Genomic DNA, 10,889 nt, shown 5'->3' with positions numbered 1-10,889 from the left:
CGGCCTCGTGTCGCGAAAGGGCTGCGCAGCAGCCCCGGCGATACCTGCAGAGAAGCTTGAAACCCCGGGGCCGCTTCGCGCCCCTTTCGCGACACGAGGCCGCTGCTACAAGGTTGCGTATACCCCTCGGAGGTATGGTTACGCCCACCAATACCGCACAAAGTGGAAGAACACCGGCGCGGCAAAGCACACCGAGTCCATGCGGTCGAGCATGCCACCGTGGCCTTCGATCATGTGCCCCCAGTCTTTCACCCCGCGGTCGCGCTTGATCGCCGACATCACCAGCCCGCCGAAGAAGCCCATGGCGTTCACCGCCAGCGCCATCAGCGCGGCCTGCCAGAAAGTGAACGGCGTGATCCAGCACAGCAGGGCGCCGGTCAGGGTAGCCAGCGCCACGCCACCGGCCAGGCCCTCGACAGTTTTCGACGGCGACAGGTTGGGTGCCACCTTGTGCTTGCCGAACAGCTTGCCGCACACGTACTGCAGCACGTCGCTGATCTGCACCACCAGGATCAGCCAGGCGATCAGCAGCAGGTTGCGGCCTTCGTAGCCGGGGATGTCCAGGGTCATCAGTGCCGGCACCGACGACACGCAGTACACCGCGATCATCAGCCCCCACTGCACCTTCGAGGCGCGCTCGAGGAAGCGTGTGGTGTCGCCACCGAAGCTGGCCAGGATCGGCAACAACAGGAACAGGTACACCGGGATGAAGATGCTGAACAGCCCGTACCAATCCATGGCGATCAGCACGTACTGTACCGGCAACGCGACGTAGAATGCGGCTACCAGCGCCGGGTAGTCGCTGCGCCGGGTCGGGGTGAGGGTCATGAACTCACGCAGGGCATAGAACGACACGCCGTAGAACAGCACGATCACCCCGTACTTGCCGAACAGGAAGGCGATGCCGATCACCAGCACCATGACCCACCAGGCGTTGATACGGGCGTTGAGGTTGTCGATCACGGCGTGTGGTGCCGGGCCGGCGCGCCATTTCAGCAGGCGGCCGATCACACTGGCGAGCAGCAGCAGGGCGCCGATGCCGGCGAACAGCGAAAGGGTGTTGTGGTCCATGTCAGGCATCCTTGGGGGCCAGGTTCAGCAGGGCCTTGCTGGCCCGTTCGAGGAACGCCTGTTTGCTTTCATCAGCCTCCAGGTGCAGCGGTTCGCCAAAGCTCAGCGTGCACAGCAACGGCAGAGGCAAGGCGCGACCCTTGGGCATTACCCGGTTGAGGTTGGCGATCCATACCGGCACCAGCTCGACGTCAGGATTGGCCGCAGCCAGATGGTACAGCCCACTCCTGAATGGCATCAGTGGCTCATCGCCAAGGTTGCGCGTGCCCTCCGGGAAGAAGATCAGCGAGTCGCCCTGGGCCACGGCTTCGAGAATCGGCTGCAGCGGGCTGCCCTGGCCTTCACTGCGTTGCCGGTTGATCAGCACGCCATTGAACACCTTGCGAATGAGAAAATCGCGAATACCTGGCCTGGCCCAGTAGTCGGCGCCGGCCACCGGGCGGGTGCGCTTGCGTAGCGGTGCTGGCAATGACGCCCATAGCAACACGAAATCGCCGTGGCTGCTGTGGTTGGCGAAATACAGGCGCTGCACTGGCAGCGGTGTGCAGCCCAGCCACAGGGCGCGGGCGCCTGTGATCAGACGGGCGGCGGAGGTAATGAGGTAGGCGGTCAGGCTGGCGAGCATGGGGTTGTCGTTATCCCTTCAAAGGCAGTGTCAGCAGGGTAGCCAAGGCCAGCGACAACTGCAGGCCCAGGCATACGGCCTGGCGGCGCAGCAAGGCCAGTGCAGCCTGGCTGCGGGCAGGCCAGGCGCGGGAATCGGCGGCTTGCGGCTTGAGTTTCAGTTCGAACAAGGCGCGGTCCAAGGCCAGGGTGTCTGCCGGCAGATCGGAGCTTTTCACCAAGTGGGCAAACAGGTCGGCATCAACCGCCACGCGGATGGCCCAGTACTTGTGAAGTACGCCCAATACCACCAACACGATGCACAGCAGGCTGGCCAGTGGTGGCAACGACACATTCAACAACGGCGCCAAGCCGTAGGCCAGCGCCAGCAGGGTGAGGCCGTCGGACAGCCGCTCCAGCTGTTTGCCACGGCCCAACAGGCTGGCTACCACCAGCAGGTTCATGGTTGTGCTCCCAGTTGCTGCAGGGCTTGGTGGTGTGCGTGACGCAGAACCACCCCCGGGCGAGCTTTGCCGATCAGCGCTTCGGCCTGCCGGGCGTCGCTGCAGCGGCCGCTGAGCACCAGCCAGGCAGCCACGGCGCTGGCGCTGCGCGAGTAACCCAAGGCACAGCAAACCAACACCGGGCCGCTGCTGCGCAAGCGCTCGATGGCGTCGGCGGCTTGATGTAACAGGGCGCTGTCCGGGGCTATCAGGTCGAGCGCAGGGAAACACTCGTAGGCAACAGCTGATGCGGCCTGCCCAGGAGCGGCCGCGCTGTTCTGGACATTACACGGCAGCTCCGCGCACAGGTCGACAACCCCGGAAAATGACGCCCTGCTCCGTGGAATACGCCCAAGATACACGCCATCACACACTTCATCCGCCTGCGGATGCCGCCAGGTCCACAGCCGCGAATTGGCCCATGCCCCCAGCAGATAAGGCGCCAGCAGCCAGCGGGCAGCATTCGACAAGCGCCCATCGGCACCTTTCTGAAACCCGCCAGCGCCGAACACGCCGTAATTCAACGCCACCAGCGCCAGCGACACGGCCGGCCAGGCCAGCCACAGCCAGGCGCCACCCAAACCCATGGCGAACACGGCGCACGACAGCGCGCACGCGGCATAGCTCAAGGCCAACCGCCAGCGCTTGGCATCCTGCGCAAGGTGGGCCTGCTGCCACGGCAGCCGGCCCTGGTGTGGCCACAGCCAGACACACAAGAATCCCGCCAACGCGCCGGTCGGCACGTCGATGAAATGGTGCTGCCAAGTGGTCAGCACCGACACCCCGATCAGCGCCATCCAGCCATGCATCAGCCAACGCCAGGGCTGGCGCTGCACATGCCGGGCAAACATCGTCCAGATGATCACCAGCAAAGCAATATGCAGCGACGGTGCCTGGTTGAACGGCTTGTCGAACCCCATCAGTACATCGAACAGCCAGCCGTACAGGCCTCCCAGTTCCGGCCGCTCGAAGGTGAAGCGCAGCGGCCAGAGCAGGAAGCAACTGACGCTGATCACTTGTGCCGTCAGCAGGGCCAGGGCGTGCCGGTCCATTTCCTGGCGCGTGCGTGGCAGCAGGAAGGACAACCCGTAGAGCAGGTCGATCGACCAGTAGGGGATGATCGTCCACGGCCACAACGGCGTGCGGCTTTCCCAGCCGAACACCAGGCTGCCGACATCATTGCGCCCCATCGTGTGGCTGTTGGCCAACCCGTAGCTGAGGAAAAACAGTGGCCCCAGCAGCAATAGCCAGCATACGCCCCGGCGCACCAGCCCGGGCTCGCGCAATGGGTTCATTCAGCGCACCCGTTGGGCCAGGCTGACGCTGAAAATGCCCCATTCATCAATGCGCTGGGCCAGCTTGCGGAAGCCCGCTGCCTCGACCAACTGGTCCATCTCGGCCTGGCTGCGCCGACGCATCACCCAGGCCTCGCCACCGCGGTGGCTGGTGAGGGCGCGGGCGATCATCTCCAGTTGCGGGTGCCACGGTTGGCCGGTGTAGACCAGGTAGCCGCCTTCCTCCACCGCGTCGGCCAGGCCGGCCAACGAGTTGCCCACCAACTGGTTGCTGGCGAACAGTTCGTACAGGCCGGAGACCACGGCCAAGGTCGGCGGTTGTTCCAGCGTCGCCAGGCTCTGGCGGTCGAAGGCATCGCCCTGGACGAAGCGGGCGATGTCAGCCAGGCCTTTTTCCGCAATCAGCGCGCTGCCTTGCTGCACATTCAGCTCGCTGTAATCGCGTAGCAGGATCGAATCCGGCAGTTGCTTCAGCTCTTGCAGCGCTTCGAGAATGTAGCGGCCATGGCCGGCTGCGATATCGACGATATGCACCGGCCGTTGCTGTTCGCGCAGGCAAGCGATGGCCAGGCGCAGCAACTCTTCGACATGCAGCTTGCGTTGGCGGATGCCACGCCAGCCGATGGCATCGAGATAGTTGCGGTCGACCAGGCGGCCCAGCTTGCCCTTGCCGGTCGGCTGGTTGCGGTACACGTAGTCAAGGGTACTGCCCGAGTCGAAACCGGTGTCGAACCCGAGCTTCACGCCTTCCGCCAGCCCTTTGCCCAGGCGCAGCCCGGCGCGGGTGGCGCGCCAGTAGAGGTCGCGGGGCGAGTTGTGCGGTAACGGCGCGGCCAGGCTTTCGGCCTCGGCGCAACTGGCGCCGACCTTGTCGGCATCGAGCAGCGACGGCAGCGCCGTAGGGCTGGCGAAGCAGTGCTCGACGAACCGCTCGATGCGCCGCAGGGCATGGGCCCGGTCACGCTCGCCCAGGGTATCGTGGAAGAACCCCGGCAGGATGTGCATTTCCTTGCGTGCACTGCCCAGGCGCTCGAAGAAGCGTTGCTGCGGCTGGCGCTCGACCACGAAGTCGGCACCGGACACCAGCAGCTGGGTCGGTACCTGGATGGCCTGGGCGTCCGCCACCACGCGGTCGGCGGCTTCGTACAGGCCTAGCAGCATGGTCACCGAAATCGGCCGGCTGATCAGCGGGTCGGCCAGGTACGACATGACCCGCTCGGGGTCGTGGGTGAGCAGGCGTGGCTTGACGTAGCTGTTGACGAAGAAGTTGCCGCGCAAGGCCTTCAGCAGCTTCAGGCCCGGGCGGGCGAACGGGACATACAGCTTGACCTTGAACGCCGGCGACGCCAGCACCAGGCAGCGCACCTTGGGGGCATAGTCGTGAGCCCAGGTGGCGACCAGCACGGCACCGACACTCTGCGCCAGCACCACCAGGTCCTGCTCGGCGATACCGTGGCGGGCCTGGATATGCTCGATGAAGGTCTGCACATCGCGCACGCTGGTGGCGAAACTCGGGCTGTCGCCGCGTGCTCCCGGCGACTGGCCGTGGCCACGGGCATCCCAGGCGAAGAAGTCATAGCCCGGCATATCCAGCTCATCGGCCAGGTGGGCCATGCGCCCGCCATGTTCATGGCCGCGGTGGAACATCACCACCGCCCGGCGGGGCTGGTGTTCGTTACGGGTGGCGGGCCAGTGACGGTAATGCAGCTCGACGCCGTCGTGGGTAGTGAAGTGCAGTGCTTGCGCTTGGCGCATGGTCAACATCCTTTTACGACGGCAGTAGGCTCAACGGGTTTCGGCCAGCCCCTGGCGAACCCGGTTGTAAAGGGTATAGAGCGAGAGTGCCAGGATGACCAGCAGCAGGCCGTTGATCCAGGCACCACGCAATAGGCCTAAGGCCACGCCGGTGCCCAGTACGCCGAAGGCAAAGGCCCGGTCGCTCTTGCCCATGGGCCCGTCGTAGCGCCGCGAGGCACCAGCCAGCGGACCCATGACCCCGGCGTACTCGCTGAAGATGGCGCTGAGCACCACGAGCACCACCAGAATGGGTGATACCCCTGGGAGCAGGGCGAAAGGCAGGTACAGGGCGGCGTCGGCGACCACGTCGCAGAGTTCGTTGAGATAGGCGCCAAGGGTAGATTGCTGGCCGAACTCCCGGGCGAGCATGCCGTCGATGGCGTTCAGGGCCATGCGCAGCAGCATCCATACTGGTAGGAGAATAAACAGCCAGGCGGGAGGGTGCCGGGTGGCCAGAAGCAGGCCCAGCAGCACGGACACCAGGGCGGCTGCAAGCGTGACCTGGTTGGCGGTGACACCCCGCTCGTGAAGGCGCTGCACCGTGGGGCGGAGCAGGGCCTGGAAACGCGGTTTGAGCTGGTAGATCGAGGCCACCGTGAAGTCCTTTTCGTTGGGCATTGGGGCGCTATTTTGGGTGAGTCTACGTTGCGGGTAAAGCCGGACGCCTGATAGTCCGGTTTTAGTCTGATGTAAATGTAGGAAGCTTCTGATTTAGGGCTTGCGGCATCTAAAGCTTTTCCCTGGGTGTTAGGTTTTCAGTCCTGATTATCTGGGCAAGGAGCTTCAGGATGCGCGTTAGTCTGGAGGGAAGAGGGCAGGCAGTCGATGGTGATGTCACCACTACGGGCTGTCTGTATTGCGACGAACGCCGGCTATCTCGCCGAGGGTCGAATGGTGCTTCGCGAAGGTGACCGCACCACGCCATGCCCGCTCTGCGGGCAGGTGGGCACAGTCGCCGAAGGCGTGGACCACTTTATTTCCGGCGGCCAGCGGGTGGCCGTGGACGGTGCGCTGGTGCTCTGTGGCTGCCCGCCGGGCAGTAATCGGGTTGTCGCACCGTTGCACGAGGCGCCACCGTCTACGCAGCCTGTTATGGGTCGGGCCAATACCCACTTTGCCGAGCCGTCAAATGCCTTGTACCCCGAACACTTCTCCCAACCGGTAGTGGGGGCGTTGCCCGGTACGCTGGAGCCTGGGTTCTATGTAGTGCCACGGCGTATGTCATTCGCGCAGGTGCTGCTGCAATTGGCCGAGCACGATGCCACCTTGCCAATCTCGCGGCTGCAGCGGCTCAACCCGACGTTCGAACACGGCTTCAAGGCAGGGGAAATCTTCGTCATCGGTGACCCTGACAACGGTGATGCTTGCACCCGCGAGGAAGGCCAGCTGATGGCGGCGGCCGAGCATGCGCGCCGTGCGCTGGCAGTGCTCGATTTCGCCGAAGCGGACTTCATGATGGAGCACCAGGCCGAAATCGCGGGCTTGCTCAGTAACGCCAGCCTGTCCATGGGCGTGGGCAAGGACATGCTGGAACAAGGGTTAAAGCAGGTCAGTAATACGCTGACCAGTATCGAGCTATTGCACCAGCGCGAGTTCATGCGTCATGGCCATCTGAACAGCCCGAACTTTTTCGCCGAACGGCGACGGTTGCTGCAGCAGCTGGATAGTCAGTTGAAAGTGGCATTGCTGAACAAGCAACTGGACCTGGGCAACTACGAACGGCTGAAGAAGCGCTTGAATATTTCGACCAAGAGCCTCGTGCATCATTGGTCGAAGGCGGGCGGGCCGGGGCAGATACCGGGGTATGCGACGCATCTGGACAAGGTGGCGCGGCTCAGCAAGTACCTTGAGTATGGAGGGTATGCTGCACTTGGGTTGGGTGGGATATCTTCTTATTTAAAGGTGCAGGAAGTGTGTCGGGCAGGAGAAACTGAGGCTTGTAAAAAGATACGAATGACAGAAACAGCAAGTTTTGCTGGTGGCGTTGGTCTGGGAAGTGCTGTTGCTGCCGGTGCTGGCTTGGCGGCTGGTACGCTATGCGTTGGAGTCGCTATTGGTACTTTAGGCATCGGCACGCCTGTATGTGGTATCGCGCTGGTCGGAGCTGGAGGCGCAGTTGGCAGCCTGGTAGGCGCAAAAATCGGCGAGTCGGCTGGCGAACTTGTCTATGAGGCTACAAATGATCGACCTTAATGATTGGCCGATTATGGCGAGACTGATATTGGTGATGGGTCCATTTATCTTCGGGGTGCCGGGGCCGTTGATACTTGCTTTTCTTGTCTTAGGAAGCGATTACGATGTCGCACGGTCGGGCATCCGGAGTAACCCTTTTATTGAATCCATGAAGCAAGTTCGGCGCGAGAAAAGTTTCAAGTGGCGCTGGATGTTCATTTGTATGCTTGCCGGTTTGGTAACTTTTCCTAAATTCGCATTACGGCGAGGTATGCTAGACCCTGATGAGTTGAAGCGTTTTCCTTCGAGGCTAAAAATAAAAATGGCAGTTGCAGCGTGGTTGACACTGGTCGGTTGTGTTTGGACGGTAGTTGCATATGCCGTTATTCTGCTTTCGGAGGTGCGATAATGGTTAGAAACCGGGCGAGACTGCAATGTACCGCCTTATTATCAGCACCTGTAGTCGTGTTATTTTGAGAATAGGTAACTTTGTAGGGGTAGGAGAAGTTTTAGGTGGAGCTGTCGGGAATTTATAAATGAAATTTCCAATGATGGATTTTGAAACCTGGCCTGTGATTCTTAAGCTGTCAGTTATAATCGTCCCATTTGCTATTGCTTTGCTAGGGGCCTCGATTAGCCTTCACATCACGCTAACACGGGATTTTCACACGCAGCTACCAAACCCGCTGCATACCCCGGCAGTGCCGCAAAATCCCGCGCGCACACCAGCAACCTCCGGTTGGCCCATGGCTCCGCCAGCGCCACCCAATGCAAGGGCAACACACCCTGCCAGCGCCGCACCGCTGCCAGCGGCACCACCCCCACGCCGGCACCGCCGACGACCATGCGAATCACCCCATCAAACCCTTCGGCGCGCACGCGTACCTGCATCCGTCGCCCCTCGCGCAGGGCTTGTTCTTCAAGGTACAGCGCCAGCGCACTGCCGGCGCCGAGGCCGACATAGCCGTGCGCCAGGCTATCGCTGAAGCTGGGCGCGAGCGCACTGGCCAGCGGATGACCCGGCGGCATCACCAGCACCAGCGGGTCGTCACGAAAGGGGCGGGTTTGCAGGTGCTCGCATGGCGCTGCGGTGGAAACGATGCCGAGGTCGGCCATGCCCTGGGTAATCGCTTGCACGATGCGCAGGCTCGGCAGCTCCTGCACATCGACGCTGATTCCGGGATTGTCAGCCAGGTAGCTGGCCAGCAGTTCCGGCAGGTATTCGGTGAGCGCCGCCGTGTTGCACAGCAGGCGCACCTGGCCTTGCTGCCCTTGCGCATACTGACCCAGGTCGAACTGCAGGCGTTCGACCTGCTGCGCTATCAGCCGGGCGTGCTGCAGCAGGGCCTGGCCGGCCGGCGTCGGCTGCACGCCACGGCGGTTGCGTTCCAGCAGGGGGATGCCCAGCGAAGCTTCCATGGCGCGAATGCGCGCACTGGCTGCTGGCAGCGACAGGTGGCTGCGGCTGGCGCCGGCGGTGATGTTGCCGCACTCCAGGGTGTGCTGGAACAGCCTGAGGTCGATCAGGTCGAAATGCATCTGGCTCTGTCCTGGCAAGAGTCTGCCTGAGTATATGACAGATTTTCAGCCAGGCCGGCGCGCGCCATCATCGGCTGATGAATACCGTGTTCGCTTTCTATCAGGACCTTGGCCCAGCCCTCGCATCGCTGGTGGTGATGACCTTTCTGCTGGCCGGTACGGTGAAAGGGGTGATTGGCCTCGGCTTGCCGACCATCGCCATGGGCCTGTTGGGCCTGGCTATGCCTCCGGCGCAGGCTGCCGCGTTGCTGATCGTGCCTTCGACCTTCACCAACCTTTGGCAGCTGGCCAGTGGCGGGCATCTGCGGGCGTTGCTGGTACGTCTGGGGCCGATGCTGGCAATGCTCTTCATCGGTACCTTGCTGGGCAGCGCCTGGTTGGGGATCAACAGCGGCCCGTGGGCCAAACAGGCACTGGGCGCGGCCCTGCTGGCCTATGCGCTGTACGGGTTGGTCGGGGCGGGCCTGTGCCTGGCACCGAGGCGCGAGCGTTGGCTGGGGCCGGCCTGCGGCCTGGTGACCGGCGTGGTCACCGCAGCGACGGGGGTATTCGTGATACCGGCGGTACCCTACCTGCAGAGCCTGGCCCTGAACCGTGAGCAGATGGTCCAGGCCCTGGGCCTGTCGTTCACGGTGTCGACGCTGGCCCTGGCCGTTGGCCTGGCCGGGCAGGATGCCCTGGGTGGCCAGGCCCTGGGGGCCTCGCTGCTGATGCTGGCGCCGGCCCTGCTCGGCATGCTGGCCGGGCAATGGCTGCGCCAGCGCATCAGCGCACTGTTGTTCAAGCGTTGTTTCTTCATCGGCCTGGCCGCACTTGGCGGCCATTTGCTGATCAGCGGCTAGCAGACGAGGCGCTGAGCATGTCGATCATCTGGATGTCGAAATCGCGCTCCAGGTAGTCCATGCGCTTTTCGAAGAACGCGGTCATGTGCGGCAGGGCCGAGTGCACATCCAGCGCGGCCTTGTCGGCCCAGACCTCGAAGAACACGAACAGGCTCGGGTCCTGCTTGTCGCGCAGCATGTGGTACTCGATGCAGCCCGGTTCCTGGCGGCTTGGCTCGACGTAGGCGCGGAACAGGGTTTCGAATGCTTCGGCCATTTCCGGACGGGTCTTGGCTTTGAGGATGAAGGCGTACTGCTCAGTCATGGGTCGCTACTCGTTGACGGAAGGTAAGGCGATTCTACGGCAATAATGTGCCAGTCATTCGTGACTTGTGAGCAATTGTATTTTGCCCCCGCGCCACTGTATCCCCTGCCCGCGAGCCCCTAACCTGCCGACCTGAATTTTTCGCGAGGCTCACATGAAAAAGATCCTTCTGCTCAACGGCGGTAAACAGTTCGCTCACTCCGATGGCCGTCTCAACACCACCCTGCACGAAGCGGCCATGGCTCACCTGGATCGCGCCGGTTTCGATGTGCGCCAGACCTTCATCGATGGCGGCTATGACATTCAGGAAGAAGTACAGAAATTCCTCTGGGCCGATGTAGTGATCTACCAGATGCCAGGCTGGTGGATGGGCGCGCCATGGACCGTGAAGAAATACATCGACGAGGTGTTCACCGCAGGCCATGGCAGCCTCTATGCCAACGATGGGCGTACCCGTTCGGACCACTCGCAGAAGTACGGCAGCGGTGGCCTGGTACAGGGCAAGCAGTACATGCTGTCGTTGACCTGGAATGCGCCGCAGCAGGCCTTCGACGACCCCAGCGATTTCTTCGAGGGCAAGGGTGTGGATGCGGTGTACTTCCCCTTCCACAAGGCCAACCAGTTCCTTGGCATGACTGGCTTGCCGACCTTCCTGGCGGTGGATGTGATGAAGCGCCCGGATGTGCCGGCGGCGCTGGCGGCCTATGCGCAGCACCTGGACAAGGTATTCGGCAAGGTACAATAAGTGTTCGACTGTGCCTGG

The 10,889-nt window shown here is 62.7% G+C and carries 11 protein-coding genes and 1 pseudogene; 4 read left to right on the top strand and 8 right to left on the bottom strand.

Going from position 1 to position 10,889, the window contains the following annotated elements:
- Positions 1-138: 138 nt before the first annotated feature.
- From QSV36_RS06505 to QSV36_RS06480, 6 genes are read right to left on the bottom strand one after another with little or no spacing between them, the layout of a single operon-like run.
- The gene (locus QSV36_RS06505) at positions 139-1,071 is read right to left on the bottom strand and encodes a phosphatidate cytidylyltransferase (protein ID WP_170032663.1); all 933 of its coding nucleotides are present in this window, start codon (positions 1,069-1,071) and stop codon (positions 139-141) included.
- Position 1,072: 1 nt separating this feature from the next.
- Positions 1,073-1,696: a lysophospholipid acyltransferase family protein gene (locus QSV36_RS06500; protein ID WP_186675305.1), complete on the bottom strand. Its 624-nt coding sequence runs from the start codon at positions 1,694-1,696 to the stop codon at positions 1,073-1,075.
- Between the two features lie 10 nt (positions 1,697-1,706).
- Positions 1,707-2,138 (bottom strand): hypothetical protein, encoded by a 432-nt coding sequence (locus tag QSV36_RS06495; protein WP_289130892.1) that lies wholly within the window; start codon positions 2,136-2,138, stop codon positions 1,707-1,709.
- Complete coding sequence (locus tag QSV36_RS06490; protein WP_289130891.1) at positions 2,135-3,472, bottom strand: phosphatase PAP2/dual specificity phosphatase family protein; 1,338 nt, start codon at positions 3,470-3,472, stop codon at positions 2,135-2,137. The genes QSV36_RS06495 and QSV36_RS06490 overlap by 4 nt, the downstream gene beginning before the upstream one ends.
- Positions 3,473-5,227, bottom strand: coding sequence for a bifunctional alpha/beta hydrolase/class I SAM-dependent methyltransferase (locus QSV36_RS06485; RefSeq protein ID WP_289130890.1), 1,755 nt, complete (start codon positions 5,225-5,227; stop codon positions 3,473-3,475). It lies immediately after the preceding gene.
- A gap of 30 nt (positions 5,228-5,257) precedes the next feature.
- Positions 5,258-5,863 carry a CDP-alcohol phosphatidyltransferase family protein gene (locus QSV36_RS06480; protein ID WP_289130909.1) on the bottom strand — a complete coding sequence of 202 codons (606 nt, stop codon included), beginning with the start codon at positions 5,861-5,863 and terminating at the stop codon, positions 5,258-5,260.
- 194 nt (positions 5,864-6,057) lie between these two features.
- Between QSV36_RS06480 and QSV36_RS06475 the strand changes: the two are divergent.
- A pseudogene (locus QSV36_RS06475) lies at positions 6,058-7,462 on the top strand (PAAR domain-containing protein).
- Positions 7,449-7,850, top strand: coding sequence for a hypothetical protein (locus QSV36_RS06470; RefSeq protein ID WP_289130889.1), 402 nt, complete (start codon positions 7,449-7,451; stop codon positions 7,848-7,850). The pseudogene QSV36_RS06475 and the gene QSV36_RS06470 overlap by 14 nt, the downstream one beginning before the upstream one ends.
- 236 nt (positions 7,851-8,086) lie before the next feature.
- Here QSV36_RS06470 and QSV36_RS06465 read toward each other — a convergent pair whose 3' ends face one another.
- On the bottom strand, positions 8,087-8,980 hold the full coding sequence (locus QSV36_RS06465) for a LysR substrate-binding domain-containing protein (RefSeq protein WP_289130888.1): 894 nt from the start codon (positions 8,978-8,980) through the stop codon (positions 8,087-8,089).
- A 77-nt stretch (positions 8,981-9,057) separates the two neighbouring features.
- Here QSV36_RS06465 and QSV36_RS06460 point away from each other — a divergent pair, with 77 nt between their 5' ends.
- Positions 9,058-9,822 carry a sulfite exporter TauE/SafE family protein gene (locus QSV36_RS06460; protein WP_289130887.1) on the top strand — a complete coding sequence of 255 codons (765 nt, stop codon included), beginning with the start codon at positions 9,058-9,060 and terminating at the stop codon, positions 9,820-9,822.
- Here QSV36_RS06460 and QSV36_RS06455 read toward each other — a convergent pair.
- Positions 9,812-10,126: a putative quinol monooxygenase gene (locus tag QSV36_RS06455; RefSeq protein WP_225779269.1), complete on the bottom strand. Its 315-nt coding sequence runs from the start codon at positions 10,124-10,126 to the stop codon at positions 9,812-9,814. The genes QSV36_RS06460 and QSV36_RS06455 overlap by 11 nt on opposite strands.
- 154 nt (positions 10,127-10,280) lie before the next feature.
- On the opposite strand from QSV36_RS06455, the gene mdaB reads away from it, so the two are divergent.
- Entirely contained in the window at positions 10,281-10,871 is a 591-nt protein-coding gene (gene mdaB, locus QSV36_RS06450; protein WP_289130886.1) for an NADPH:quinone oxidoreductase MdaB, read from the top strand.
- The last annotated feature ends 18 nt before the right edge of the window (positions 10,872-10,889 follow it).

This window comes from Pseudomonas sp. BCRC 81390 (assembly GCF_030341915.1).
GTDB lineage: Bacteria > Pseudomonadota > Gammaproteobacteria > Pseudomonadales > Pseudomonadaceae > Aquipseudomonas.
This window is presented reverse-complemented; position numbering and strand designations above follow the sequence as displayed.

Excerpts from the sequence above, each read along its gene's own strand:
- QSV36_RS06505 (WP_170032663.1), bottom strand. The coding sequence starts at position 1,071 with ATGGACCACAACACCCTTTCGCTGTTCGCCGGCATCGGCGCCCTGCTG.
- QSV36_RS06500 (WP_186675305.1), bottom strand. The coding sequence starts at position 1,696 with ATGCTCGCCAGCCTGACCGCCTACCTCATTACCTCCGCCGCCCGTCTG.
- QSV36_RS06495 (WP_289130892.1), bottom strand. The coding sequence starts at position 2,138 with ATGAACCTGCTGGTGGTAGCCAGCCTGTTGGGCCGTGGCAAACAGCTG.
- QSV36_RS06490 (WP_289130891.1), bottom strand. The coding sequence starts at position 3,472 with ATGAACCCATTGCGCGAGCCCGGGCTGGTGCGCCGGGGCGTATGCTGG.
- QSV36_RS06485 (WP_289130890.1), bottom strand. The coding sequence starts at position 5,227 with ATGCGCCAAGCGCAAGCACTGCACTTCACTACCCACGACGGCGTCGAG.
- QSV36_RS06470 (WP_289130889.1), top strand. The coding sequence starts at position 7,449 with ATGATCGACCTTAATGATTGGCCGATTATGGCGAGACTGATATTGGTG.
- QSV36_RS06465 (WP_289130888.1), bottom strand. The coding sequence starts at position 8,980 with ATGCATTTCGACCTGATCGACCTCAGGCTGTTCCAGCACACCCTGGAG.
- QSV36_RS06460 (WP_289130887.1), top strand. The coding sequence starts at position 9,058 with ATGAATACCGTGTTCGCTTTCTATCAGGACCTTGGCCCAGCCCTCGCA.
- QSV36_RS06455 (WP_225779269.1), bottom strand. The coding sequence starts at position 10,126 with ATGACTGAGCAGTACGCCTTCATCCTCAAAGCCAAGACCCGTCCGGAA.
- mdaB (WP_289130886.1), top strand. The coding sequence starts at position 10,281 with ATGAAAAAGATCCTTCTGCTCAACGGCGGTAAACAGTTCGCTCACTCC.